The sequence below is a fragment of the Candidatus Saccharimonadales bacterium genome (assembly GCA_036388415.1).
Lineage (GTDB): Bacteria > Patescibacteriota > Saccharimonadia > Saccharimonadales > UBA4665 > UBA4665.
The window spans coordinates 473,815-499,375 of sequence record DASVRW010000002.1; the positions used below are offsets into that span (position 1 = coordinate 473,815).

Consider the following 25,561-nt stretch of genomic DNA (forward strand, 5'->3'; position numbering starts at 1 on the left):
CTTTTTATGTCTTTTGTGGTATATTAGTAGCCATGGAACGATCTCGTTCGATAAATACTCCACACAACCGCGCTACAACGCGCAGAACGCTCAGTGCGCTTACACTTGCAGCCACTAGTCTGGCATTCGCCACTGGCTGCGGTGGTTCGGATGCGGCTGATAAATTCATGCAGCAGAGCCACCCCGTTGAGATATCACGAGGCGAAATACCTGCAGGAACAAATATCCGACATACGCCTCGTGCGTATGACCGCAACGATAATGGTGCTTCAAATCTGTGTACAACACTTGATGAATCGATCAAATTTTTACCTATGAAAAATGCGCTTCAGAATCCGGGTGATTTCAATGGGCCCTTTATCGGATTTAACGGCGATAGTTTATCGCCTTGGCTGGCCAACAAATGCGCCGATCCGAACGGTATTGTATGGGTGGCTAAAAGTCAATTACACGAGGCACGGGTCACGCCCCTACCTTATGATCGAGTACCTGGCTCAGAAAATAGCTAAACAACGAAATTAACCAGTTTTCCTGGCACGTAAATCGTCTTTCTGATCATTTGCCCGGCTATGTAAGCTACGACTTTGCTGTCTGACTGGGCCATACTGACGATGTCATCTTGGCTGGCATCCGACGAAACGCTGATTTCGGCGCGGAGTTTGCCATTGATTTGCACGACAATCGTCATGCTGTCTTGCCTCAGATATTGCTCGTCATATACCGGCCAGCTGCTGGTGTGCACAGATACGTCGTGGCCGAGTTGCTGCCATAGTTCTTCAGTGATGTGCGGCGCGAGCGGCGCCAGTAGCTGTACGAGCGATTCCAAAGTCGGCTTCCAGTCCGAGGACGTATAGCTGTGCGCTGCCTTGATACGGAACAGCTCGTTCACCAGCTCCATGAGTGCGGCGATGCCGGTATTAAAGCTAAGCGTATCGATATCCTGGCTGACCTTTTTGATAGCCTTGTGCGTTGCACGCTGTAAGTCGGCAGATTCCGGGCCGTTGTGGTCTGAGGTTTCGTTATATTCCTGGACCAGCGTCCAGACGCGCTGCAGGAAGCGGAAAGCACCGCCCATGCCTTCGACACTCCAGGCGGCTGACTGGTTCCAAGGCCCGATAAAGAGCTCCATGATCCGCACCGAATCAGCGCCGTACCCCTGATCAATCAAGACACTCGGCTCAATGGTATTGCCCTTGGATTTACTCATTTTCTGGCCGTCCGGCGCCAGGATCATACCATGGTTACGCAGCGTATTGAATGGTTCATTAAAATCAATCAACCCTTCGTCATGCATGACTTTGGTCCAAAAGCGGGCGTACAGCAGGTGCATAACGGCGTGTTCGGCGCCGCCAATATAATCATCGACGGGCAGCCAAGACTTGGCCTTGTCGGTGTCGAATGGCCGTTCGTTGTTGTGCGGATCGGCAAAACGCAGGAAATACCAGCTGCTACAGGCGAAGCCGTCCATGGTATCCGTCTCGCGTTCGGCCGGACCGCCGCAAGTCGGACAGGTAGTACTCACGAATTCTGGAACGTTGGCCAGCGGGCTGCGACCGTCACCGGATGGTTCAAAACTCTGTATTTCTGGCAGAATGACCGGCAGTTGGTCGTCGGGCACGGCAACTGCGCCGTCTGTCGGGCAATGTATGATCGGAATCGGCGCGCCCCAGTAGCGCTGACGGCTGATTAGCCAATCACGGATTTTATAATTCGTGCGCTCCGTAGCTACACCAGCGCGGCTGAGATCGGCTACGATGTTTTCGCGGGCTTCGGTACTCGGCTTGTCGTCATATATACCGGAATTGATCATAACGCCTTCGTCATGCGAACAGGCATCGTCGGCCGCGTCATTCTGTACGACCCGTACAATCGGCAGCTTGAATGTCGTCGCGAAAGCATGGTCGCGCTCGTCGTGAGCCGGCACTGCCATAATGGCGCCGGTGCCATAACCGCTCAGTACGTAGTCGGCAATCCAGATCGGAATTTCTTTTTTGGTTGCCGGATTGACAGCATAGGCGCCAGTAAAGACGCCGGTTTTTTCACGGTTGGTTTCCTGCCGCTCAATATCACTCTTAGCAAGTGTGGCAGCGCGGTAGTCCTGCACTGCCTGGCGCTGAGCGTCAGATGTGATTGATGCAACAAGCGGGTGCTCTGGGGCAAGCACGATGAAGGTGGCACCGTATAGTGTGTCCGGACGCGTTGTGAATACCGTTACTGCTTCGTCCGCATCGACTAGTTTGAACGTTACCTCAGCGCCCGTACTCCGCCCAATCCAATTGCGCTGCATCGATTTGATGGAATCACTCCAGTTAAGATCTTCGAGGTCGTCAGCCAGGCGGTCGGCATAGTCAGTTATCTTGAAAAACCATTGTTTGAGCAATTTCTTTTCGACTTGGTTGCCGCAGCGCCAGCACAGGCCGGCCTCTACCTGCTCATTGGCGAGTACCGTCTTATCATGCGGGCACCACCACTGTAAACTCTCCTGCTGATAAGCCAGCCCGCGGCGGAACAGCATCAGGAAAAACCACTGCGTCCAGCGGTAATATGCGGGATCGGTGCTATCAATCTCGCGGGACCAATCGTAGCTGAAACCCATTTGCATCAGTTGCTGTTTGAATTTACTGGTATTGTCGTCTATTGCCTGCCGTGGACTGATCCCGGTCTTAATGGCGTAATTCTCAGCCGGAAGCCCAAAGCCGTCCCAGCCCATTGGATGCAGTACGTTGTAGCCAGCCATGCGGTTGTAGCGAGCTAAGACATCACCGATTGTATAATTACGAACATGGCCGACATGCATAGCAGCACCGCTGGGATATGGGAAATACTCTAAGATATACTTTTTGGGCTTATTGGCATCCTCAGAGACGGCATAAACTTTGTCAGCTTCCCACTTTGCCTGCCAACGCGGCTCAATATCTTTTGGATTGTAACGCTGCATGAGATCGGTCCTTACTTACACTGAGAAATAGTATTCCTTAAAATTATAACCTACCCAAACAATTAATCCCCAAGCAGATGAAATCCCATATCATTGAACAACTATTTGAGATCGGGGTGCTCAAATGCATGTTCATCTGCACCTAAACGCCGAAATTCATAGTCATTGTACGGCCGCGCCCGCAGCAGTTGTCGTGTCGATCCCAGGAATAATTCCACTTGTTTATCATCGGCTGGAATACCAATATCGAGCGGAGGGTTATTATTGACAGTCTGTACAATACTTACTGTCAATTCATGGTTATCAGGCTTAAAATCCCATGTATATGTAGGATTTCCAAGATCTGAAAGATTTGGATAATGTTGCTCCGCCTGATACTTTTGAGGTTCACTGCCTGCTATTTCTACCAATCCGAGAAACTTATTGTGCTCAGTCCAACCGGCATAGCCATCTTCATCTGGTATAAATGCACGTACCCGGTTATTTCCTTCGGCTGACTGCGTAACAGGAATTTGACCCTCGCCAGCGAATATCCGCCGAATATTCTCAGCGGCTGTTTCAAGTCGTTCATGCCGATCTTTGGCCAGCGTATATTCACGTTCAAGTCTTCCGAGATCCTCTTTTGCCATGACTATCCTTTCTACGGTGTCTCGCACTTATCTGTTACATAGACAGCATACCAGAACGCCTGTCTTCAAATAAAGCAATGTTATGATTTAACTCCGACTACTGACATGCACCGAGTTCACGACAATACTGGTGGTGGCGTCGTCGATTCGACTTCGGTGACGTGCGGTACCGGTCCGAACTGCTTTGCCTTAACCCGCATCCAGTACGCTGATTGCCGCACCAGTTTTTTGGCATCTGCCGGATCTGCGAGGAGAAGTTTGAGCGATTCTTCGGCGAAGACGCGATTTTGGGAGCCTTCGGCCAGTACAACGGCACCGTGCTGGACATGCTCCCGGATATACAAGCCAGCTTCGTACGGACTGCTAAAAGTTTTGACATGGCATCCATGAGCTCGGGCCGCGGGAGCCAAGTACTTTGCAGCATTGTCGCCAATAGTGACAACGAGGTCGAGCTTGCTAGCGTCGCAGTATTTGCCGACTTCGACATGCGCGGCTTCGCTATAATCTCCAAGCTCATTCATTGTACCGAGCACCGCGATGCGTTGCGGCGCTGGCGTCGCATAGAGTACGTCGAGTCCTGCCGTCACGGCGACCGGACTGGCATTGTAGGTATCGTCAATAATCGTACTGCCGCGGATACCACGGAGAATTTGCATCCGGCCGGCGAACGGTTTGACTTCAGCTAGGCCACGGGCAATCTCATCTCCCGGCAGTCCGGCAAGCTGCGCTGCCGCTGCCGCTGCCAGCACGATTTTGACACCCTGTGCGCCAAGTATGGCGACCTGCGGTTCGAGCGTTACTCCGGATTGAAGCCGTAGTGTTACCTTGCCGCCACGCAGGCCGTCCGGATTGTAATTGCTGGCTTGATAATCACAGGTCTGCTCGGTTCCATAAGTTTGCATGTTTTTGTCAGATACGTATTGCAGCGGTGTGTCGTCGGCATTGATAAGCACCGTTTTGGAGTAATCGCATACGGTCAACTCTTCTGCAGCCACGGCATCCAGCGTCCCAAAATATTCCATATGTTCAGGGGTAATTGCAGTCACAATCGTAATATCAGGCTTCAGGTACGCAAAGTGCTTCATATCACCCGGATGGTCTGTGCCCAGTTCGACCACCGCGACGTCGTAATAATGCGGCCGTTTGATGGCGCGTTCATTGGCCATAAATATCTTTATCCATGCGACCAGATTGAATAGATTCGGCAATTTTTGGCCGAACAGTACCAGCGGTACTGTCACCCGATCGTTGTAATTGCCAGTTTGATATATCACCCGGCGTGACGGCTCCAGTGTATGAGCTATCGCCAGCTTGGTTGACGTCTTACCGATACTGCCAGCAACGGCGATCATCGTAAACTGATGCTTGGCGCGCAGTTGGACAACTTGCTTTTCGAGAATCTTACAAACAATTGCCCGGCCGGTCGTTTTAGGATGCAGAACAGACCACAGCAGTTTGTAAGCAGCGTAGAACAGAGCCAGAGCGTGCGCCCAGACAATTGGCGACGAGACAACCAATGCCAGCCCAAACCACGTCGCTTCTGGCATATCACGCTGCAGTGCATAGACAAGCAGTGCCAGGCCGAGCATCGTTTGCAGCAGACTGCCGAGCATCACAAACATAACCAGCGCACGGTTTCGACTTGTCGGCGTCGGACGCTTGCCTGTCAGTGTCGAAAAGTCCTGTGTTGACCAAAACCGTGCTAAATACAAGTGGATGCTGTATCTTGTAGATTCAAGCAGCCAAACGAGGCTACTCAGATAACCAGGTGCATACAGCGCACTGGCGGACCGGACAAATTGATTAAATTGCTTCATACGTTACCAATCATTATATCGAAAGTGCTTACGAATACTATGCCGCAATCGCACAAAACAAAATTGTACCTTACGAAAAATCATAGCATGTCAGTATTCTTCAGTAATTTATATTATTAAAAACACGTAGCGTATTGATTTTTAGAATGTCAACGTCGCGGTTAGTGGTGATTCAACCAAACAACCCCTAGAAATTCAGTCAGATGGGTATACGAAGCCTTGCATTCCACTCGGAAAAGAAGATAATAAATTTAAATTAAGGAGAAATTATTGTGGCAGAATATATTGAAGGTGAAAGCGAAGATTGCTGGATGAACCAGACGTTATTGAATGGAAAGCGGGGTGAATATGATCGTCTTTCCAAAAAGCGAGGTGAAGCTATAGCTCGAAGACATATAGCTACTAATCCTTTTTCCAGTATCATTGCGGCTGTCTCTGTGCCAATCTATGAAAGGCGCATCGCACAAGTCGTGGATGACATAAAAACTATCTTGACCAACCTCAACCTCTTTCGTACGAAAATTAAGCTACTTCGAACCGATTAATTCCTATCAATGATAATCCAAAGTTTGAAATATACATATAAAACATGGCTAGACAGTCTATGATTGCTGGTCGTACAGCTACCGAGAGTTAAATCGTCCTGTCCAATGTTACTATTTCGACGTTCCTAGTTCAAAAACTATAATGCATATCTCTAACATATACGCGTTGTTATCGCTTTGTCGAGCGCAGACCGTTCTGAGCGCGCGATCGCTGCCATTCTTTCTACGAACTCCGCATGAATCTCGTCGAAGCGGAGTCGTCCGTCGTGTTCTTCTAGGTAGTTGAATGGCATTTCTAGAGCTATAACTCCTATTTGTGGGGCATACCGATCGAAGACAGTTTCAGGATGATTTTGATCGCCCAGCTCATTAATTTTTCGAGATACGACCTGCCTGAAAGCCTGCTGCGGCATTAGTTCTGCTGCTTGAGTACTTTGCTCATGGGACATACAAACTCCTTCGTTTGACCTCAGTATACATCGACTTGCGACACACGCATATTAATACAATAGAATGGGTTGTAAGAGTTACTTTATGAAAAATGAATTAACGAATATGAAGACCGCTCATTATCAGGGACGAAGTTGCCGTCGATCCCGGCGAGGCGCAGGTGCACCCATCCAAACGCTTGTCGGATTCTCATCAAAAAACTTATCAACTGCTAATTCGCCTGCAATTGCAGCTGCCTCTTTCACGTAAAAGCGCTTTTCGCCGAAATGCGAAAGTGATGCCAAAAATTCGTATCCTTGTTGTACAGTTTCACGAGATGCCCCTAAGTCATCAAGCCCATATACAGCTGTTTTGACGGTTTCTTTGTCAGCGCCTTTCGCCCTGCCTAAGTCCGTGTACAATCGTACGACTGATCCTAAGCTATCAACTATACGATCTTTAAGTTCATCTACTTCTGCTCTATGTCTGACGGGATTGTCCCTATTGGTAACGTCAATGGAATGCTGTCTTAATAACTCAGTCGCTGTTTTATAAGCTTCGATCGCCTCCGTAGCATTGACTTGTTCTTCATACGATACGCCGAGTTCGAGCGCACCGACACCCGCAGAAAACAATTCTCCTCTCGTATCAAATGTAGTGACCGCATCAGTAAAAGCTTTAATTTCACGCCCCTTGATTTCTTCGCGACCGACAGAGGCAATCTCTTCCAGATCAGTTATCAGCTCGTATGGCGTGCCGAATGCTTGCTGCATTGCATCACTCTGAACTTTGTCGCGCCTACGGTCAACTTGTATTGCTCGATCTATTCTATTTTGTCCTGTTGGTATTGGCTCTGCATCAGAAAATTCCATTCCCATTGCCCGTATGACGACATTTTGATCAAATATAAAACTTCTGCCCCGTGAAGGAATTTCCACCGCCAGCCGGCTGCATACTATCGCTCCTGCTGGGTCAGCCGCGGCAATAGAACTCCGGGCATGTTCGATATGCGTATCTCTAAACTCTTTTCTTCCAGCGGCATATTCTTGAACCCATTGGACTGCATCTCTCGTACTATGCCCAACATCAATCTGTACATGAGCCCCTCTACCTGAGTCGTCAGTCCAGCTTGTCATTTTCGGTGCTAATTCGTACGTCGGAAAGTCCGGAAAAGATTCTGATGCCATACGATCTCCTAAATTAATCACCTCATACTATATAAAACTTAACGCATACGCAAGCACCTACACCCCCAGCCGTTCGCTTACTGTCCGATCAAACTTTTTTGTAATTCATTCGCTGCTATATATTTGCTCGGAGCAGCCACTTCTGACACAACGCCGTAGTCTGAAAATACGACGCTGCGCGACTTGGCTGCATACTCAATCTTTGCCAGTCGTCCCGAAGACGTATCAACGTAAAATTTCATGTTTTCAGCTTTTTTGGTATCAAAGCTGGCTGCGCTAACTGTATCAAGGTCTTTTAGGCCATATGCCTTGGCGACACGTTTCATAAAATCGATATAGGGGCGTGGCTGTACTGCAATCTGGTAGATTCTGTATGATGTCGTATCTGTTTTTTGCACGGTACTCGCTGACATATTTGTTTTGAACACCGTGTTTTTCTGCAGCTCAGCTGTTAGGTCACGAGCTTGCTTGGTAGTAAGATGCGCCAGCGGAACGATGCAGTTGCCAAGTGCCGTTTGACCAAATAAAGTTGCCGCTTGCTTGCTGGTATCGACTTTGCCCCAGACATTAAGCACCTTTTGGAAGTCGGGAGTTTTGCCGGCGGCATTTTTGTCTGTTGAGGTGATGTTGGTATACCGAATGAAGTTGCCGCTCGGTACGACAATCTCTTCCAGCTCGACTGAGCGTGATGGTGCAGCCGCCCGTAGTGTCGAACGTGCCTGCTGTTTGCTCGCCAGATCAAGCGCTATAGACTGGCGGGACGTGGTCGTACCGACTGTTTCCGTAATCGTACACGTCAGGCCTTTGTCCTCCAGGTTTTGCTGCAGCGCCTGATAAAACAATTCTGATGGATCGCTCGGCGGCCGCGAACGTGAACCAACCAAGGTGACTCCGGCAGTAACTACAGCAATGAGAAAAAGTAATCCAAATAATATCCGGGCACGCCGGCTAAATACACGCATATCCTGATTATACCAAAATACTCATGCATTGATCGGGCCGCTAATTTACTGTATTGTTCCGCCGATTGATGTACCTATGATATAATCACCCTGTTACACGGCAACATTGCCACCACATGGGGATATAGCTCAGTTGATTAGAGCGCTGCCCTGGCAGGGCAGAGGTCCAGGGTTTGAGTCCCTGTATCTCCACCAACGAACGACACTTTTAGCGCTGTTATACAGTATCGTATGCTTTTGAGAATTATTTGTTACTAAAAGCAAATGTTTACTAACAGTGACCCTGCTTGCCTTTTATTAGACTTATATATCACTCCTCGGGTAATACTGACTGCGCGCCGGACCTTGACATTCGACTGAAACCTGTAAGTTATATGCGGATTTTGAAGAAGCTATTCTGTTCGGAGGCGCTCCGTTTAAAGAGCTATAATAGTAGTAGACAATAAAACAGATACGCATGTTAGTAGTTGAGCCTGCGAACGTATCGCTGACAACTTTTACGTCCTGGGTTTTTGGTGTTTCCGAATAGAACAAACCGGGATCAGTAGAAAGCTTATCACCGATAAGATCTTTTCTTTGAGCAAGTGAATCGTGCACCCTGTTCGTCATCATCTCTACCGCTTGCGGACTGCTTGCATCGTATATAAGGGCACGTCCAACATGGCAACTTAATGGTCCGGCTTTCAATTTTTGATGAGGTGCGCTACATCCACGGATAGATTCTGAGGACAACGGACTGCCAAGCTCTTGTTCTATCGCAGCGCTTACCTTGCTTGTATAGTTAAACGTTTCTTCAAAATTATTTAACTCGATAGTATTTTTGATTCTATTAGTTACTACTACAGACACGACTAATAACAGAAGGCTAACAAGTACTACATAAATAATTCTTCGAGAAATGCTACCACGTTTACGATATGAACTTAATTCCTTCGTCTTTGTATGTGTTGAAGTAATTTTAGGCTTTTTTATCTCAGCAGTCATTATGCTTATGCTAACATGATGTTTTAACTTTCATAGAAATTTTTTACAATTATACGGCACTTTAATTAATACTTTTTGGATATCTACTTTAGTGTGAGTAAAAGTTAACACGTCTTTTTATCACAGCAATGCTATGAATTAGCGTGCTAGAATAGCAGTATAAATTTGGAGTGAGACTATGACTCAGCAAGATGATGTATCTGGGATTTGGAACTGTCGTTACTGGTATCCAAGTAACGCGCACCCTGGCGAGGAAGAAGTCAGCGAATATGAAGTTCATGCTGAACAGACTGGCAATCAGCTCATCTTGCAAAGCATTCCGAACGCGACTGATTCATACATTTTGATCCGCCTGATCATCGACGGCGTCTACGCCAGCGGCAGCTGGACTGAGAACACATCACCAAGCGGCGAATTTGCCGGCATGATTTACAGCGGGGTTGTACAATTACTTATCGATAATGACGGGCAGCGGATGCGCGGTAAATGGGTCGGTGTGGGCCGTGACTTAGTGCGGCAACAGCCGGACGTCTATGAGGGCCGCTGGGAATTGACGCGGGTCTAAGAAATGCGGGCACAGGCCTAGTTTTGCAATACATAAAACACCGGCATTCGCCGGTGTTTTATGTTCGTGCGCGCCCACCCGCGCGGCGGATGAGAGCATTTTATTTTTAGGTGAAATGTTTGTTTCACGCGCCGCGGTAGCTAGCGCACGAATTACCTTAAGCATAACGCACTGCTATAAAATGTCAAGTAGCTCTAAGCTGCGACGCAAATGCTACACCTTGAGTGGCAACCTGCGGAGCGGCCCCAAAATTGTTTTATCTCTAAAGATAAAAAATTTTAGGGGCGGACAGGTTGACGAGGCTCATGGGTAGGTTTTGAGACGCAGCTACCCAAGAATTTCAATCAGCTCTGCCTCGGTCAATTTCGTAGTGCCGAATTTTTCGGCTTTTTTGAGCTTACTGGCACCGACGTTGCCGCCGACGACCAGATAATCAGTATCTTTACCAACGCTGGACTGGAAAACGCCGCCGAGCGCCCGGATTTTCTCGGCCGCTTGGTCGCGGCTCATGCTATCCAGACTGCCGGTGACAACAAAATTCTGGCCGCTGAGTTTGCCGCCAACTTGCTTGACGTCTTGCGGCTGTACGCCGTAGGTTTTAAACTTTTCAAGTAACTGCTGATTACCTGGCTCCGCAAACCACTCAACCAATGATTCGGCAACGACTTCGCCAATGCCGTCCACTAGACTGAGTTCATCAATCTTCGCAGCAGCTAATCCATCAAGCGTTCGGAAATGATTTGCCAGGTCAATCGCCGTCTGCACGCCGACGTGCCGAATGCCTAATCCGTATATAAAGCGCGCCAGCACCGGCGTTTTCTTGGCTTGGATAGCCTTGACGAGCTTCGTAGCAGATATTTCGGCAAAGCGGTCCAGCTGCACCACTTGCTCCTGCGTCAAAGTAAAGATATCCGCCGGATCTTTGATAAGACCAGCGCCGAGCAGAGCGATAACATTCTTTTCACCAAGACCTTCGATATCCAGGGCAGCCTTGCTGGCAAAATGCTCGATGCGCTTCCAGGACCGCGACGGACAGGCTTCGTTCGGACAGCGCCAAGCGGCGTCCTTTTCTTTGAGCTTGACTAGCTTAGTACTACATTCCGGGCAAACCGTCGGCATTTGAAACAGTAGTTCTGAACCATCCCGCAGTGTAACCAGCGGTTCGACAACTTCGGGAATAATGTCGCCGGCTTTGTGAACGATGACGGTATCGCCAACTCGGATATCCTTGCGCAGGACTTCGGCTTCGTTATGCAGCGTCGCCATCTGCACCGTACTGCCAGCAATGACAACCGGCTCCAGCATGGCGACTGGCGTGGCTGCGCCAGTGCGGCCGATGGAAATAAAGATGTCTTTCACCTTCGTTGTGGCTTGCTCGGCGGCATATTTGTAGGCGACAGCTGCTCGTGGCGCTTTGCCAACGACACCGAGACGATCGTATAGCAACCGGTCATTGACCTTGACGACCAGACCATCGGTGTTAAACGGCAATTCTTGGCGCTTCGTTTCCCAAGTCTGCGCAAAATTCATAATGTCTGTCACCGTTTGCAGCACGGGCGCGTCCGCATTGGCCAGGAAACCGAGACCGCGCAGCGCAGTATACGCATATTTGTGCGTCGGTATGTCTGTAGCTTCTGGACGGCGCAGGTCATAGGCCCGGAAATAGAGCGGCCGGCTAGCAACTAGCTCGGGATTGAGCTGACGGATGGTACCAGCCGCGGTATTGCGGGGATTAGCAAACAGCGGCTTGCCCTGCTCGGCCCGTGCAGCATTCAAGGCTTCAAAATCTTGTTTATACATAACGATTTCGCCGCGGACTTCAGTAGGTCCAGTGAGCAGCTGGCCATACTCCTGCGAGGCACGTAGCCTGAGTGGGATCGAATCGATCGTCCGGATATTAGCCGTTACATCCTCGCCGACGAAGCCATCACCGCGGGTAATGCCACGAACCAGCACGCCGTCCTGGTAGTGCAGCGCGCAGGCTAGTCCATCCATTTTGATATCCGCAAAGTACTCGATCTTGCTGTCTGCCGGCGCCAGTTTCGTGATTCGATCCGCCCAGGCTCGAACCTCAGCTTCGTCAAAGACATCATTGAGACTTAGCATGCGTTGACTATGCGCGACAGACGTAAACTCCGGCGATGGCGCACCGGCTACGCGCTGTGTCGGTGAATCTGATGTTATCAGGTCGGGATATTGTGCCTCCAGTTGGCTCAGCTCATGCTTGAGACTGTCAGCCGCGGCTTCACTCATAATCGACTCATCGAGCACATGGTAATGATAGCGGTAATCATTTATGACTGCTCGTAGTTTTTCAATGCGTTCAGTGGCAGCAGATTTATCAAGTGGTGCGGTCATTTCAACAGCTCCCGGTACAGCGTGTATAGGTACGCGTGGACAGCAGGCAGAGCGGCAATCGTCAGGACAAAGAATGTCCATTGTGCCAGTGGTGTCACCAGCATAATAACTGGCAGCATAATCAGCAAAGCTATCAGCAGCAGACAAAATGGCAGAAATAGTAGCTTCCGCAGTATCGTCCAGCGCCGAGTTCGCACCAAATCTTTCGCCGAACGAAGCGCCTTCATCGGCGTCATATCCGGCAGCGCCGCGATATACACAGCGAAGATAGAGGAGATAATCATACGAAAACTCCAAGCCGTCAGCAGCAAGCCGAGCACCGCGAATAAAATCTCCTCAATCGGATGCGCGGCAATACCCTGACTAACGACAATACTGTAGAGCGCGGCACCGATAACCATAGGTAGTAACTGCAAACCAATAGTTAATATTACAAGGAGCACTGGAATCAATGGATACATACCTTGGTAAAACGCATCCCGGACTCGAACCTGCACCGGACTGTTGAAGACATGTCGCAGTGCCCAAATGACAGCCAAGCTCATGATCAGTATCAAAAATGTCTGGTAGAGGCCTGCTACTTGGGTAGAACTACTGCCGGCATTGACGGTTAGAAGCGTAAAGACAAGCAAGCCGCCTGTGAGCGACTTGGCGTCGCCGTTCAGTATCGTCTTCAAATCGAGCGAGTCTGCCGAAATGCTGAATCCCTTGACGAGCACGAGCGACAACACGAGATAGACTGCAGCGATGCCGAGAAACAACTTCCAATTGTCACGGAGACGCATGGCTGCACTACGGGCAATCCGCCAAGCTGGCGGCAGTCGGACGGGAGGTTTAGCTGGCTTTGACTGAGACGATGCCGGCTTCGATGGCATTATTTTAGATGACGTCGGCTTTGATAGTTTTTGTTTGGGTGTTGTTGATTTCGGCATAGTTGTTGACTAGTTACAATATATTGAGACGCTACAATCTTTATTTAAGCGTGCGTATTCATTTCGCGCAAACGGCGAACGCGCTCTTCGATTGGTGGGTGCGTACTGAACAAATTACTAATGCCGCCAGATTTCAACGGATTAGCGAAAAACAAATGAGCAGTAGCAGAGTTTTGCTTACGGGTTACACTACCGTAGCTGCCGATCTTTTCGAGTGCACTGGCCAGACCTTCTGGATAGCGGGTCGCCAGCGCACCGGTGGCGTCGGCCAGATACTCACGGCGCCGAGTGATTGCCAGTTGAATCAAGGTTGCGATGAGCGGCGCCAGGATTGCGCCAACGATTGCCAAGACAAAAAATACTGGATTGTTGTTGCCACCCTCATCATCGTTGCTTCTGAAAAACGTCATGTGCAGCATAATGTCAGCAATCAGCGATATCACACCGGCCAGCGCGAAAGCTATCATCGAGACACGGATGTCATAATTCTTGACATGCCCCATTTCGTGAGCGAAGACACCTTCGAGCTCGTTGTCGTCCATAATTTCTAAAATACCCGTCGTTGCGCAGACGGCAGCATGAGCTGGATCCCGGCCGGTGGCAAATGCGTTCGGTGCTGGATCTTCCATGATATACACTTTCGGCATTGGCAGGCCTTCGGTGATTGCCAGGTTTTCGACGATCCGCCACAGGCGTGGATTGTCACTTTTCTGGATCTCCTTGGCCCCGTTGACAGCCAAACTCAGTTTGCTGCCGGAGTAATACATGACTAGCGTATAGATAGCGGCACCGATCAAAACACCGATAGTCATATATGGCGGATAGCCCATAAATAACGTGAGCAAATATCCAATCAGTGCAACGAATGCGATGAAAAAGGCCATAATCACCCAAGTTTTTTGCTTATTGCGTGCAATTTCGCTATACATGACAGCTTCTCGCCTCCCTGCGAGCTAAAAAACACGTTATTAGAATTTGACTTCAACTGGACTTTGGACTGCGGCAGTTTGTGCCTCATCGAGTTCGAAGAATACTTTATCTTTTTTAAATCCAAAGATACCAGCCAGGAAATTGACGGGGAAAACAGTTCTCGAAGTGTTAAAGTCGCGCACAACACCGTTGTAGAAGCGGCGTGATGCCTGGATCTTGTCTTCGGTATCGACCAGTTCAGCCTGCAACTGCTGGAAGTTCTGGCTGGCCTTCAGGTCAGGATAGGCTTCGGAAACGGCGAACAGGCTTTTCAGTGTCTTCGTAAACTCACCTTCGGCAGCAGCGGTTTCGGCGACACCTTGGGCGTTCAAAGCATTAGAGCGAGCAGCGGTGACTCTCTCGAAAACACCACTTTCGTGCTGTGCGTAGCCTTTGACCGTATTTATAAGATTAGGTATCAGATCGTAACGCCGTTTTAACTGAACGGTGATGTCACTCCAGGCTTCTTCCGACCGAACGTTGAGACGGACAAGCTTGTTATAGATTACGACAAGCGCGATGATTATGATGACCACGACGACTGCGACAATAATGAATGTAATCGGACCCATGGATATGTACTCCTTTAAACTGTTTACTTAATTATACACCGAAACTACTAGTATCACTACTGTTTACGGCCCTGATTGTTGTACATTCTCAGCCAATCGCCAGAAATATATTCTGCGTGGATAAGGTATCATAGACATAAGATGTATCGAACATATAATGCCCGCCCGCTACCACAACAAGCAGCTCAACGCCGATCGAGAAAACTGCTGTATATCTTTGCTGCAATCGCATCCCTAGTTGCCGCCTATTGCGCATTTGCGCTGCTACGACCCGTGCCTGGTCCGCAAGTTGTCATATCGCCGCCTGTGTTGCCAGCACTTGTGAAGGTTAATGTCCCTTGGCCAGCACTCACGCCGGGTCAACAAGTTGCGTTTGGAGCTGATGGCTACGGCGTGCTGGCGCACAAATCCTCGGACAATACTGAAACGCCCACTCCAATGGCGAGCGTTACCAAAACAATTACCGGACTGGTTATTCTCGACAAAAAGCCGCTCAGCCCCGGCCAGCAAGGCCCGAACATCATCCTGACGCAGCATGACGTTGATCTTTATAATCAATATATTGCCAAAGACGGCTCAGTTGTACCGGTGTTTGCCGGCCAAACAATCACGCAGTACCAGGCGTTGCAGGCCCTAATGTTGCCCTCAGCCAACAACATCGCCGACACGCTTGCCGAATGGGCTTTTGGCAGTATAGCGGCCTACAATACGTATGCTAATGACTACGTCAAAAAGGTCGGTATGACTAGCACGACAGTGACCGATGCCAGCGGCTTTGCGCCGACTACCGTCAGCACGGCGTCCGACTTAGTACGCCTGGGTGATGCTGCCCTTGATAATCCCGTTATGGCTGAAATTTTCAATCAAAAAACTGCTACTTTTCCTGATTATGGCACGATCCGCAATGTAAATTCTTTGCTTGGGCAGTCCGGCATCCGCGGTATCAAAACCGGCAATACCGACGAAGCCGGCGGCTGCTACTTATCTGCCGCCGATGTGATAATTGGTACCAAAAAAATTACTGTCATTACCGCAGTCATGAAAGCTCCGGACCGCGAGACCGCCATGCGCGCATCACTGCCCTTGATACAATCCGCACCGTCCCAGTTCCAAGTCATGCGCGCAGTTCGCAGTGGTCAGACTGTCGGCAGCGTCACGACGCCGTGGGGTGCAACCTCAAACATTCGAGCAGTCCGCGAAATCAGCGCTGTCGCCTGGACTGGCACGACCATCGCACCCAAAGTTACCAAGAGCAAATTGTCCACCCCAGCACCTGCCGGCAGTTCTGTCGGCTCACTTGACCTCAAGTTTAACGGCACCGCCCAAAGCAGTGAACTGCAGCTGACAAATGCAATTTCTGGTCCAAATGCGTGGTGGCGATTGAGCCATCCGCTGTAAATCGGTAATAGCATTAGCCTTATGTATCATTCGTAGTTCTAACACCAAAATAAAAAGGCTCCTTGCGGAACCTTTTTATTTTGGTGGGTGATGAGGGACTCGACCTACCTACGGCAGGCCCGCAACTTCACTGTCAAAAGCATAGCTTTTGCCGGAAGATTGCCTTGCGAATTGCCACTGGCAATTCTCACCCCTCCCCTTGGCGTCGTGAGCCCTAGCCCGTCATACATGCATGAAAAAAGCCGGTCAGATGACCGACTCTTTTCATGGTGGCCCTAACGGGGACGAGTTCGAGGCAACGTACCGTGATCGCTCGTGTCTTTGCGTTACTGGACGGGCCGAGAGCGTCTCTGCGACGTGCTGGCGCGGCGGTAGTAAGTCAGCCGCAGCGACGGCTCACCGAGCTGGAGGCGGCTGAGCTGGTTGCTGACTACATGGTCGGCGCCACCATGCAGCAGCTTGCAGTCAGCTGGAAGTTGCACCGCACGACTGTGACCGAACACTTGCGACGTGCCGACGTGCACATGCGTCGCCAAGGCATCCCAGCTGACGAGGCATCTGTTGTGGCTGCGCTGTACGCGCAAGGCTTGTCATGCGCCCGTATCGGAGCACGTTATGACTGTGATGGTGAGACTGTCCGACAGGTTTTGCTCAAGGCCGGAGTGCGACTTCGGGCACCTTATGAGCGCCGAGTAGAGGGGTTTTGAGACCTCTAGCTTGAGGGGTACCCCGTCGGATGTCCATGCGTGTCTCTGCAGCGGTAAAACTCAAGAAGTAGCCAGCCGTGAACGCTCGTCGGAGTCTGCATTCCCCCAGCTCACTGGGGCTTGCCCCGCGTCAGGGCGAGATCCATCTTTGCCGATAACGTCTGCTCATTTCCCAGGCCCCAGATGCCGACCTCAGAATCATCTTGTGGTGGGGACACCGCGTCGCCATGCTGATTATAGTGTTGGCGAAGAGAGGGCCGCCAGAAGAAATAGTCGCGCCTCGGGAATTGCTCGACAGCCCCAACTCTTTCGGCATAGCCCAGCGTCCAAGGCCGCTGATTGACGATTGCAGGCGGCATGAATAGCGGACGCTGCACCAACTCGTCGAAGTCTTCGATCTCCCCCGACTCCGAACCACCTGAGAAAATTGTCACGAGGATGCTGCCGGGAGCCATCGGGCCAACGGCCATGTTGCCATCGACGACCAATCCGAAGTAATACGGACTGTCGGCGAAGCGAACACGGAATACGTCACCGGTAGCGGGTCGCTTTTGCCGTCCCGTTAGCTTATCGAGAACGGGGCCTTCGTCTTCACTCATAAGATCATTTTACCAGATCGCTCATGTCACGGGTATGTGACATTGTGTGTCTTCAGCCATGCCTTACCCCACTCGACAGCATCATCGTAATAGTTCTTGGGAGAGATGCTGTTAATCTTGTTCAAAAAGCGGGGACTCTTGGGATCTAATACTTATGGCTGATGTATTGGTTCTACCAGTGCTGGCTGTGAGGCATTTCCGTGGGCTTCACTCAGATGCATGGACCTTGACTGCGATAATCTTTATTTTTATGTCGCCACTGATCTGTGGTACGTATTCGATCGATATGCACTGTAAACACGACAGACGGCGGCCGCGCAAATGTTGTAGTATCGAGATAGCGGTCAATACGCTTAGAATGAAAAACTAGTCCTCAGTTGATCGTCGGGTTAGATACCCGACTTCACGTTTAAATCTATCATCGATATAGCGATTGACCCGCTCGTCGAGTTCTTCTATGGTCAACCGTAATAACTCACGCTCGGGAAGCAGAAATGGGTTCGCGGCTTCCTCGTGAAGCTTATCAGATTGTCCTATCGCTATTCGACCGACAGATACCGGAGATGGTAGATTCAACTCATGTCCGCAATTGGGACCTTGATCGGGTTGCTGATCTGGACACGAGGTGGATATTTTTTTCATATGTGTAACTCTACAGTACATTTTAGACCAGTTGGTCTCGCATGTCGACATTAATGTCTCAGTATAGCGATATGCTGGGGCACGTCGAGCTGCTGGCTGAGCTCATAGTGACAGACACTGATGTTGTTTGCACCACGATCGGCTTTGCTTGCCGCATAGGCAGGACCACCGGAGCGGCAGCTCGCCAGCACCCGACATGGTCGGAGACATGAAAAGACGCCGTAGCGGAGGCCGCTACGGCGTCTTCACCCGTGTCCGGGGTTCGAACGTCGAACTTTTGGTGGGTGATGAGGGACTCGAACCCCCGACCCTCTCGGTGTAAACGAGATGCTCTAGCCAACTGAGCTAATCACCCATAACTATTAAACTACTTACTACTAAATTACCAGATTGAGTATACCACAACAGATTACAGCGGCATATAGTTATATAATATAAGTACATGCGATATGCCCCAAAACGAGTATATACCTGGTCTGCAGATACTGCGTACTGCGTCGGGCTTATTGCCAGTGACGGCTGTTTGTCAAAGGACGGCAGGCATATCGACCTTACGTCAACCGACATCGAACAACTCAATAATTTTTGTACGGCATTGCGACGAGATATACCTGTTGCATCCAAATCCAATGCTAGCTCTACGCCTGCCTACCACCTACAGTTTAGCGATGTCGCCTTTTACGATTTTTTACTGGCTGCTGGTCTAACGCCTGCGAAAAGCATGACAATCAGCAGCGTGAGCGTGCCTGATGAATTTTATCGTGATCTTTTACGGGGCATCCTTGACGGCGACGGCTGTGTCCGCGGCTACATGGACCCACGCTGGACGAATAGTTTAATGTTTTATACTGAATTCGCCTCGGCCAGTCCGCAATTTATTCAATTTATACGTGATAAAAATGTGGAGCTTTTCGGAGTTACAAAAGGCTCTGTACATCAGTCGCCAGGCGTGCAAACGCTGAGGTACGCTAAGAAAGATAGTATTAAGCTTGCGTCTGCGCTGTACTATGCCGATACAGCAGTATCACTGTCGCGTAAACGACTAAAGCTTCTCAACTTTGTAAAACAACATGAGGCTGCTATAATTGCACGGAACGCGCGAGTGGCGGAATGGTAGACGCGTTAGCTTGAGGTGTTAATGTTCGCAAGGACGTGGAGGTTCAAGTCCTCTCTCGCGCACCACATAATTTACCTTAGCTTCATGGCTAAGGTTTTTTATTACCGAAGTTTCTGCACCCAAACGAGCTATTGACATCGGTTGTGATACTACTTATGTCAATAACCTGCGGAACGCCTATCCAAACAGTCTAGCTTCGTGGCAAATGGTCGTACAAATGCTCCATGCTGTAGTGGGTGCGCACCATTCCCTTGAGGTCTTCCATAGTGACGCCAACTTTGACACCGGGGTTCAACGTGCCATATGGGTCGCATATCTTTTTGACCTTGAGAAATAGCTCGTAGGCATCGTGGCCATAGACTTTGTCGAGGTACGGACCGCGCAGGCGGCCATCGTTGTGTTCGCCGGACGTAGAACCGCCAAGTGATAGTACCAGGCTGTAATACTCGTCCATTATTCGAAAGGCCAGTTGCCGGTCACCAATTTGGCTGAGATCAAGGAACGGCTGCATGTGCAGGTTGGCATCACCGGCGTGGCCCCAGAGCGCGACCTGCAAGTGGTTTTTAGCAAATATACTATAGACGCCGTCAACATATTCCTTGAAACGGTTGAGTGGCACGACGCCGTCCTCAATGATGGGTACCGCTTTCTTGGCGCCCACGCTATGCGCGACAACTGCGGCTGACGCATGACGGATCTTCCATAGCTTTTCCTGCTTCAGCGGGTCTGTTTCCTCGATCAGCTTGGCGGCAGTTTGCTCCAGCACCTTACGTACCTGCTTGGATGTCTTTTTGCGGGCTCGATCACTGTTTTCGTCACACTCGACCAGCAAAACGACTTTTGGAAACGGCATTTCGATGACGTCTTTCAATTGATTGGGATTAGCTTGCTGGACAAGTTGCAAGAGATGCTCGTCGACCATTTCTATGGCACTCGGTGCGCTGTCATGGCGCTTTAGTTCCAGTACCGCCGTCTGGGCGGCGTCCATGCTATCAAAACTGGCGACAAATAGCGTTGTGACTGGATTATGCACTTCTGTTTCGAGCGTTACTTCACTGACGATACCAAGTGTACCTTGGCTGCCGACAAATAGTGGCGTCAGGTCAAAGGTGCCGTCGCGGCGCTTGATATCGAGCAGATTGTAGCCAGCGACGTTTTTGGACACAGATAAAATCAAGTCGTCGAGCACTTGCTTGTGCTCCTCAAGTAATCCGTCAAGTGCGCGGTAGATTTCACCTTCGAACGTAGCCAGACCAAGCTTTTTGCTGAGTTCTTTTTTGCTCAAACGGTAAGTTTCGATGACCTCGCCGTTGGCGAGCACGACGCGGAGCGAACGGACATAATCCAGTGTAGCGCCGTATTTGACCGTTTTTTCACCGCTGGAATTATTGGCAACTGCACCACCAATGGTGCAATATTCATAGCTGGCTGGAAACGGCGGCAAAAAGCGGCCGTGAGTATGCAAGGTTTGCTGCAAGCGGCCGTAGTTTATACCCGGCTCTACTACAACAACGCCGGTTTTATTGTCAAATTCAATGATGCGGTTCATGTGAGCTGGCATTGCCATGACAATGCCAGTGCCGAGCGCCGCCCCGCTTTGGTCAGTACCCGAACCGCGGGCTGTAATCGGTATGACACGGCCACGCTCGGCGAGCTGCCAGGTAAAGCGGGCAGTCTTACGTATATCATTTTCATTCTGCGGATACACCACCATCAAGGGTAACAATGTGAAAATACTACCGTCTGTGGCAAAATAGCGCCGGGCATCGGCACTGGTCATAACTTCACCCGTCAAATGATCCTGCAGATAGTGTGCGATTTTACTCATCGGTAGCTTGACCTCTCAATTTGATATCATGCATATCTATAATTTTTATCATACTAACTGTGGTAATAATAGCACGAACAATGGCGTTGCGCTCGTGTTTACATTCTACGCTGTTCCTAGCCGCCATTATAACCATGCCGAGCATTGCACTTTGAATTATAATTCCATATAGTCATAACCAATATAGCCATTTCCATCTGTTCATGAAAAATACGCCCTTACATCAAATTTTACAAAAAGAAATGAGCCGTAAGGAATTTCTCGGTGTCAGTGCTTTGGCGGTCGTCTCTCTCTTTGGCATAGCTGGGTTGCTGCGTGAGTTATCTACATCTGCGGCGACACCTGCAATATCTAACGAACCGGAAAATGGCACTGCCAGCGGTACGAGCAACATATCAGATACTACTGCAAGTGGCAGTACATCTGTAAAATTTGGCACCGGCACGGCTATGTACGCTCAGCCGACCGATAGTACGACTGGCATAGCAACGCTACCCGCCGGGGAACAAGCGGCTATTGCCGCTAACGTTGTTACCGGAACGGTCACCTTGTCGACGGGCGGAACCCCTGGCAATCCGTTTATTTATGAGCTGAAAACGGTTGAACGTATTGTTGTCGCCGCATCGTATGTCCGAATCCGCAAATGCAAAGTTGTCGGCGGCCCGCGCGAATCGCAGACGACGACAGATGTCGGGCTTATCCAGTGCACTTCAGGCTCGCTGGTCGGTATAGAAATTGAGGATTGTACGATAGATCCTGTCCATCCAAATGAATATATATCCGGTATCCGCGGCCACCATGTGACACTTCGGCGTAATCGCATCAAAAACGTCACCGACGGTTTTGATATTGTCGGTGTTCCCACGACGACAGCTTCGGCTGAGGTCTACATGTACGGCAATTATATATCCGACCTGGCAGTCTGGATGCCTGACCGCGCCGGCAACCGGCCAAACGCCCATAATGACTGCATGCAGATTCCCGGCTGGGGCGGCGTGTATTGTTACGGCAACCGCTTCTCCTGCAATGCTTCATCGAAACGTGGCTCCGGCTATGATGGCTATCCGCCGCTGACGGGCACCAACAGCTACGCTCCTAGTGCCATCGGCCAGTGTATCGGCGTCACCCAAAATGTCAGTGCCGCCAACCACCCGATCGTTATCGAAGACAATTGGTTCGCTTATGGTGCCACCTGGCTAATTTGGATTAAGGCCGGCAAAACTAACACGAGTGGCGTCGCACATTCAATTAAACGCAACGTAGGAAACTATCCAACGCTTCATCCGGCCGGTGGCACCTCTCGTCCATTTGTGATTGATCCGTCTATCAGCGTACCGGGCATTCCGACTATTACGAATACCCTGGATACGTCAGCCGCCGAGGGCGGCTCAGCAAATGTATATACCGATAATAGTTATGCTCGCTTTTATCGATCGAGCTCATAACATACAGCCATAGCTGTTTCGTCGTTTTTTGATAACAAGCTAAAGCCTATTTTGAGAGAGTCCCTATTTATTATGTGGCGAGAAACTACGTATTGAGTTTGCGATATGCCATGCCTTTACCGCACGTCGCGCGGTAATTTGGGCCGCATCTTTTTTGTATGGGTTAATACCGGTTAGCAAAATTTTACTTATAAGTTTTGCGTATGGAATGCTGTCCGTCTCGGGTTCTCCATCTTCAGGAACAATGATGCCTAAATAATCTCTACGCAGCGTTTTCGGGGCAATAACATCAATCATACGCTCTAGGTGCGCAAGCTGGGCAACAATTGCCACAGGTCGAGCGTCATTCGGACCAAAATATCCACCGTCTTCGCTGAATGTAAAGTTTGTAACCGTATCAATTGAACGGCGCTCAACAGCGATACGCGCAGGATTTACTTTTTGGGAAAGCAATACCTGTTTTATAGAATCAGCTTCAGGCACACCTACGTATACTTCATCAGGAGTATCTTCGGGAGACCAGGCTACGCCTTTGTTTTCTGCAGGAGTTTTATATCCAGTACAAACTAAGTAACCCATTTTACGCTCAAGCTTGTGATCATTATAAAACTCAGCACTATGTTTTGCTCTTGCAATACTATGCTCAGAAAGCCCGTTACCGCTTTCGTCTCTGCCTCGGCCTGGAATTATGACATGTGCTATTTCGTCAATGCTGAGTCCAGGAGTTCCTGGCATGATGTCGTAGGTATTCATTTGTATTGTTGAAAGTAATTAAAATATTGTGTATGCATCAAACTATAAAGTCATGGACGAACATTATTTAAGACACTGACTGATGACGCTTTAGATTGGCAACATTATTGAGGTCACTTATAATCCGACGATTATCTCTGTACTGAGATAGATGCGTTACGACAATGTAATATATAACTTGTCCGCAAACAACGAAAAAGCTTTTCCTATCAGAAAGGATCTTTTTCGAACTATGGATTACTTGCAAAACTTATCTGGTGCGGATGAGAGGACTTGAACCTCCACGCCTTGCGGCACTAGTACCTGAAACTAGCGTGTATACCATTTCACCACATCCGCAGGATTCGGCTAAAGTACAGGGGTAATTGTACTGTACAACTATGTCTGAAGCAAGCAGGCTTACTGCGGTCGCTGATTAGTCTGTTCAATCTCGCGGATTTGCCAGTTATTCACGTTGTTGTATCTGTCGGTATTAGTGTTCAAGACATGCCGTTCCATGCCGTAGACGATACCGTGCGTCAGATACTCATAATGCGGCTGGTACAAGCCGAGCGCTGGAACATCCTGCTGCCAGGCCTGCAGGAATGGTTTATACTTTACGACCCGCAAATCCGGCTCAATACGAGTACGGCCAGCCTCGAGTGAGACATCAGCAGTTTTGGATTTGAATTCTGAAAAATTAAGTCCGCTCGAGCGAACGTCGGTTTGTGAGCCGTGCCAATATACAAAAACGTCTGGATCAACGCCGACAGATATTCCGTACAGTAAGGCATCGTAGTCACGACTAGAAATTGAACGCTGCAGATCCTCGCTGCTTTGCAGGCGAACGATTGGCGCAACGCCTATAGTGCTCCAGGCTTTGACGAGTTGACCAGTTACCATTCGGCTTTCGGCCGTGTCTTGCCCGTAGAGCGAAAAACGCAGTGGAACACCGGCTTTACTGCGCACGCCGTCCTCACCAAGCTTCCAACCGGCAGCATCGAGTCCGGCCGTTGCAGCAGCGACGTCGAAGACTGGCTGTACCTGCGTGTTGTCATAGCCTAGCTGCCCCAGCAGGAACGGGCCGCGTACCGGGTGTGTCGGGTAACTCAAGCTGTCTATAATCGCCTGGACGTCTACTGATTGTACTAAGGCTTTCCGGACGGCAACATCAGCCAGCACTGGATTGCTATGCTTAAAGAACACCATGTTTGCCGCCGACAACATAAAGCTGTTCGAGTTGATACCGTCTTGCTCCACGAGATCTTTCGGCGGATCCATGATACTGGCAGCTGTTAATTCCTGATTTTTGAAGCCTTCACGCAGCTGTTCAGCGTCATGAAAAGCATGGACGACGAAACTTGCCAGTTTGGGCGCACCGCCATGGTAGCCCTGGAATGGCTGCAGCGCGATTTTGGATTGGCGGGTTTCCGGTGATTCACCAGTTACTTCAATATTTTGCCAGGCAAACGGACCAGCACCAACCGGCCTTTCCGTGTTGAAGCTGACTGATCGCATTTCGGACGGCGCAACGTCCTTCAGCAGATGCTTTGGAATAATACCGTTCGTCATGTTATACGGAAATGAGCCGAGTACGCTCGGGAGTGTAAAGCTAACCGTGAGCGGATCGACAACAGCGATAGTAATTCCCTGCCAGCCGCGGTTTAGAACAGAGAGGGCGTCGGGATTTTGTATCATGCCGTACGTAAAGACCACATCTTCGGCGGTCAGCGGTGCACCGTCATGCCAGGTCAGTCCGGGCTTAAGGGTCACCGTATAGGTCTTGCCGCCTGGGTCAACCGTGTAGCCGGCTGCCAGATCGCCGATGAGATTGTTATCGTCGTCGTATTTAAATAATCCGGCAAATATAAGTTTTGATACCGATTCGTCAACCTGGTTGGTGGCATAGAGCGGGTTGGCATTGGTGAAGTCACCTAGTATTCCTTCAGTAAAAATTCCACCAGTTGTCGGCTGTAAAGTTTGAAAATAACCATCAAGTGCCCGTATCTGCCCGACAAGTGCGGCACAGAGCAAGGCTACAAGCACCAGCCAGCCAGCGACAAATCTGCGCACTGCAACTAAGCGGTCAAGCCGTTTGAAGAAGAAGCGCTCTGAAGCATGCTCAGCACGGGCACTGAGGCTTTCCACCTGAGTGCGCCGTTTGCGGAACTTGCGCCGAAAGAAAATCTTGGAATCGTGTAGCATA

Annotated in this window: 22 protein-coding genes and 4 tRNA genes; 9 read left to right on the forward strand and 17 right to left on the reverse strand. The window is 49.8% G+C overall.

Translation table 11 applies throughout. The annotated features are described in order from the left end of the window. Positions 1–32 precede the first annotated feature (32 nt). On the forward strand, positions 33–509 hold the full coding sequence (locus VF575_02670) for a hypothetical protein (GenBank protein HEX8182484.1): 477 nt from the start codon (positions 33–35) through the stop codon (positions 507–509). Here the strand turns inward: VF575_02670 and leuS are convergent. The 3 genes from leuS to VF575_02685 all read right to left on the reverse strand — a co-directional run bounded on the left by leuS (position 506) and on the right by VF575_02685 (position 5,384). Continuing rightward, positions 506–2,938, reverse strand: coding sequence for a leucine--tRNA ligase (gene leuS / locus VF575_02675; GenBank protein ID HEX8182485.1), 2,433 nt, complete (start codon positions 2,936–2,938; stop codon positions 506–508). The two genes, VF575_02670 and leuS, sit on opposite strands and share 4 nt — an antisense overlap. 101 nt (positions 2,939–3,039) lie before the next feature. After that, the gene (locus tag VF575_02680) at positions 3,040–3,567 is read right to left on the reverse strand and encodes a hypothetical protein (GenBank protein ID HEX8182486.1); all 528 of its coding nucleotides are present in this window, start codon (positions 3,565–3,567) and stop codon (positions 3,040–3,042) included. Positions 3,568–3,683: 116 nt separating this feature from the next. After that, positions 3,684–5,384 (reverse strand): Mur ligase family protein, encoded by a 1,701-nt coding sequence (locus VF575_02685; GenBank protein ID HEX8182487.1) that lies wholly within the window; start codon positions 5,382–5,384, stop codon positions 3,684–3,686. Between the two features lie 272 nt (positions 5,385–5,656). On the opposite strand from VF575_02685, the gene VF575_02690 reads away from it, so the two are divergent. Beyond that, positions 5,657–5,929 carry a hypothetical protein gene (locus tag VF575_02690; GenBank protein ID HEX8182488.1) on the forward strand — a complete coding sequence of 91 codons (273 nt, stop codon included), beginning with the start codon at positions 5,657–5,659 and terminating at the stop codon, positions 5,927–5,929. Between the two features lie 152 nt (positions 5,930–6,081). Here VF575_02690 and VF575_02695 read toward each other — a convergent pair whose 3' ends face one another. From VF575_02695 to VF575_02705, 3 genes are all read right to left on the reverse strand, one after another. Further along, complete coding sequence (locus VF575_02695) at positions 6,082–6,378, reverse strand: hypothetical protein (protein HEX8182489.1); 297 nt, start codon at positions 6,376–6,378, stop codon at positions 6,082–6,084. Positions 6,379–6,501: 123 nt separating this feature from the next. Beyond that, positions 6,502–7,545, reverse strand: coding sequence for a hypothetical protein (locus tag VF575_02700; protein ID HEX8182490.1), 1,044 nt, complete (start codon positions 7,543–7,545; stop codon positions 6,502–6,504). Positions 7,546–7,622: 77 nt separating this feature from the next. After that, a complete protein-coding gene (locus tag VF575_02705; protein HEX8182491.1) occupies positions 7,623–8,507 on the reverse strand; it encodes a hypothetical protein in 885 nt (294 codons plus the stop codon). Between the two features lie 118 nt (positions 8,508–8,625). Between VF575_02705 and VF575_02710 the strand changes: the two genes are divergently transcribed. Beyond that, positions 8,626–8,702 (forward strand) — tRNA-Ala (locus tag VF575_02710). Between the two features lie 108 nt (positions 8,703–8,810). On the opposite strand, the gene VF575_02715 is transcribed toward VF575_02710, so the two are convergent. Continuing rightward, positions 8,811–9,491, reverse strand: a complete 681-nt coding sequence (locus VF575_02715; protein HEX8182492.1) for a hypothetical protein — start codon at positions 9,489–9,491, stop codon at positions 8,811–8,813. A 178-nt stretch (positions 9,492–9,669) separates the two neighbouring features. On the opposite strand from VF575_02715, the gene VF575_02720 reads away from it, so the two are divergent. Continuing rightward, positions 9,670–10,056: a hypothetical protein gene (locus VF575_02720; protein ID HEX8182493.1), complete on the forward strand. Its 387-nt coding sequence runs from the start codon at positions 9,670–9,672 to the stop codon at positions 10,054–10,056. A 327-nt stretch (positions 10,057–10,383) separates the two neighbouring features. Here the strand turns inward: VF575_02720 and ligA are convergent, their stop codons facing one another. From ligA to VF575_02740, 4 genes are read right to left on the reverse strand one after another with little or no spacing between them, the layout of a single operon-like run. Further along, positions 10,384–12,414 (reverse strand): NAD-dependent DNA ligase LigA, encoded by a 2,031-nt coding sequence (gene ligA, locus VF575_02725; protein HEX8182494.1) that lies wholly within the window; start codon positions 12,412–12,414, stop codon positions 10,384–10,386. Continuing rightward, positions 12,411–13,346: a hypothetical protein gene (locus VF575_02730; protein ID HEX8182495.1), complete on the reverse strand. Its 936-nt coding sequence runs from the start codon at positions 13,344–13,346 to the stop codon at positions 12,411–12,413. Before VF575_02730 ends, ligA begins: the two co-directional genes overlap by 4 nt. A 44-nt stretch (positions 13,347–13,390) precedes the next feature. Continuing rightward, positions 13,391–14,275 (reverse strand): zinc metalloprotease HtpX, encoded by an 885-nt coding sequence (htpX, locus tag VF575_02735; protein HEX8182496.1) that lies wholly within the window; start codon positions 14,273–14,275, stop codon positions 13,391–13,393. Positions 14,276–14,314: 39 nt separating this feature from the next. Continuing rightward, entirely contained in the window at positions 14,315–14,887 is a 573-nt protein-coding gene (locus tag VF575_02740) for a LemA family protein (protein HEX8182497.1), read from the reverse strand. A 141-nt stretch (positions 14,888–15,028) separates the two neighbouring features. Here VF575_02740 and VF575_02745 point away from each other — a divergent pair, with 141 nt between their 5' ends. Both VF575_02745 and VF575_02750 read left to right on the forward strand, forming a co-directional pair. Next, positions 15,029–16,285, forward strand: a complete 1,257-nt coding sequence (locus VF575_02745) for a hypothetical protein (GenBank protein HEX8182498.1) — start codon at positions 15,029–15,031, stop codon at positions 16,283–16,285. Between the two features lie 266 nt (positions 16,286–16,551). Next, positions 16,552–16,992: a hypothetical protein gene (locus VF575_02750; protein HEX8182499.1), complete on the forward strand. Its 441-nt coding sequence runs from the start codon at positions 16,552–16,554 to the stop codon at positions 16,990–16,992. 110 nt (positions 16,993–17,102) lie between these two features. On the opposite strand, the gene VF575_02755 is transcribed toward VF575_02750, so the two are convergent. Both VF575_02755 and VF575_02760 read right to left on the reverse strand, forming a co-directional pair. Continuing rightward, positions 17,103–17,591 (reverse strand): Imm26 family immunity protein, encoded by a 489-nt coding sequence (locus VF575_02755; GenBank protein ID HEX8182500.1) that lies wholly within the window; start codon positions 17,589–17,591, stop codon positions 17,103–17,105. Positions 17,592–18,511: 920 nt separating this feature from the next. Next, positions 18,512–18,588 (reverse strand) — tRNA-Val (locus VF575_02760). Between the two features lie 87 nt (positions 18,589–18,675). Here VF575_02760 and VF575_02765 point away from each other — a divergent pair. Together VF575_02765 and VF575_02770 are read left to right on the forward strand one after the other, a co-directional pair. Then, positions 18,676–19,350: a hypothetical protein gene (locus VF575_02765; protein HEX8182501.1), complete on the forward strand. Its 675-nt coding sequence runs from the start codon at positions 18,676–18,678 to the stop codon at positions 19,348–19,350. Beyond that, positions 19,330–19,415: transfer RNA gene (locus VF575_02770), tRNA-Leu, on the forward strand. The genes VF575_02765 and VF575_02770 overlap by 21 nt, the downstream gene beginning before the upstream one ends. A gap of 125 nt (positions 19,416–19,540) precedes the next feature. On the opposite strand, the gene VF575_02775 is transcribed toward VF575_02770, so the two are convergent. Beyond that, positions 19,541–21,178, reverse strand: coding sequence for an FAD-binding oxidoreductase (locus VF575_02775; protein ID HEX8182502.1), 1,638 nt, complete (start codon positions 21,176–21,178; stop codon positions 19,541–19,543). Between the two features lie 242 nt (positions 21,179–21,420). Between VF575_02775 and VF575_02780 the strand changes: the two genes are divergently transcribed. Further along, a complete protein-coding gene (locus VF575_02780) occupies positions 21,421–22,623 on the forward strand; it encodes a hypothetical protein (GenBank protein HEX8182503.1) in 1,203 nt (400 codons plus the stop codon). A gap of 63 nt (positions 22,624–22,686) precedes the next feature. On the opposite strand, the gene VF575_02785 is transcribed toward VF575_02780, so the two are convergent. The 3 genes from VF575_02785 to VF575_02795 form a co-directional block, all read right to left on the reverse strand. Further along, the gene (locus VF575_02785; GenBank protein HEX8182504.1) at positions 22,687–23,376 is read right to left on the reverse strand and encodes an ElyC/SanA/YdcF family protein; all 690 of its coding nucleotides are present in this window, start codon (positions 23,374–23,376) and stop codon (positions 22,687–22,689) included. A 255-nt stretch (positions 23,377–23,631) separates the two neighbouring features. Beyond that, positions 23,632–23,715: transfer RNA gene (locus VF575_02790), tRNA-Leu, on the reverse strand. A gap of 60 nt (positions 23,716–23,775) precedes the next feature. Continuing rightward, the gene (locus VF575_02795; GenBank protein ID HEX8182505.1) at positions 23,776–25,560 is read right to left on the reverse strand and encodes a peptide ABC transporter substrate-binding protein; all 1,785 of its coding nucleotides are present in this window, start codon (positions 25,558–25,560) and stop codon (positions 23,776–23,778) included. Position 25,561: the final 1 nt, after the last annotated feature.

What these genes read in the sequence shown, in the direction of transcription:
- VF575_02765 (HEX8182501.1), top strand. Translation starts at nt 18,676, where the DNA reads ATGCGATATGCCCCAAAACGAGTATATACCTGGTCTGCAGATACTGCG.
- VF575_02750 (HEX8182499.1), top strand. Translation starts at nt 16,552, where the DNA reads ATGGTGGCCCTAACGGGGACGAGTTCGAGGCAACGTACCGTGATCGCT.
- htpX (HEX8182496.1), bottom strand. Translation starts at nt 14,275, where the DNA reads ATGTATAGCGAAATTGCACGCAATAAGCAAAAAACTTGGGTGATTATG.
- VF575_02730 (HEX8182495.1), bottom strand. Translation starts at nt 13,346, where the DNA reads ATGCCGAAATCAACAACACCCAAACAAAAACTATCAAAGCCGACGTCA.
- VF575_02795 (HEX8182505.1), bottom strand. Translation starts at nt 25,560, where the DNA reads ATGCTACACGATTCCAAGATTTTCTTTCGGCGCAAGTTCCGCAAACGG.
- VF575_02775 (HEX8182502.1), bottom strand. Translation starts at nt 21,178, where the DNA reads ATGAGTAAAATCGCACACTATCTGCAGGATCATTTGACGGGTGAAGTT.
- VF575_02720 (HEX8182493.1), top strand. Translation starts at nt 9,670, where the DNA reads ATGACTCAGCAAGATGATGTATCTGGGATTTGGAACTGTCGTTACTGG.
- VF575_02740 (HEX8182497.1), bottom strand. Translation starts at nt 14,887, where the DNA reads ATGGGTCCGATTACATTCATTATTGTCGCAGTCGTCGTGGTCATCATA.
- VF575_02700 (HEX8182490.1), bottom strand. Translation starts at nt 7,545, where the DNA reads ATGGCATCAGAATCTTTTCCGGACTTTCCGACGTACGAATTAGCACCG.
- VF575_02780 (HEX8182503.1), top strand. Translation starts at nt 21,421, where the DNA reads ATGAGCCGTAAGGAATTTCTCGGTGTCAGTGCTTTGGCGGTCGTCTCT.
- VF575_02670 (HEX8182484.1), top strand. Translation starts at nt 33, where the DNA reads ATGGAACGATCTCGTTCGATAAATACTCCACACAACCGCGCTACAACG.
- VF575_02715 (HEX8182492.1), bottom strand. Translation starts at nt 9,491, where the DNA reads ATGACTGCTGAGATAAAAAAGCCTAAAATTACTTCAACACATACAAAG.
- VF575_02755 (HEX8182500.1), bottom strand. Translation starts at nt 17,591, where the DNA reads ATGAGTGAAGACGAAGGCCCCGTTCTCGATAAGCTAACGGGACGGCAA.
- VF575_02705 (HEX8182491.1), bottom strand. Translation starts at nt 8,507, where the DNA reads ATGCGTGTATTTAGCCGGCGTGCCCGGATATTATTTGGATTACTTTTT.
- VF575_02745 (HEX8182498.1), top strand. Translation starts at nt 15,029, where the DNA reads ATGTATCGAACATATAATGCCCGCCCGCTACCACAACAAGCAGCTCAA.
- VF575_02695 (HEX8182489.1), bottom strand. Translation starts at nt 6,378, where the DNA reads ATGTCCCATGAGCAAAGTACTCAAGCAGCAGAACTAATGCCGCAGCAG.
- VF575_02680 (HEX8182486.1), bottom strand. Translation starts at nt 3,567, where the DNA reads ATGGCAAAAGAGGATCTCGGAAGACTTGAACGTGAATATACGCTGGCC.
- VF575_02685 (HEX8182487.1), bottom strand. Translation starts at nt 5,384, where the DNA reads ATGAAGCAATTTAATCAATTTGTCCGGTCCGCCAGTGCGCTGTATGCA.
- leuS (HEX8182485.1), bottom strand. Translation starts at nt 2,938, where the DNA reads ATGCAGCGTTACAATCCAAAAGATATTGAGCCGCGTTGGCAGGCAAAG.
- VF575_02785 (HEX8182504.1), bottom strand. Translation starts at nt 23,376, where the DNA reads ATGAATACCTACGACATCATGCCAGGAACTCCTGGACTCAGCATTGAC.
- ligA (HEX8182494.1), bottom strand. Translation starts at nt 12,414, where the DNA reads ATGACCGCACCACTTGATAAATCTGCTGCCACTGAACGCATTGAAAAA.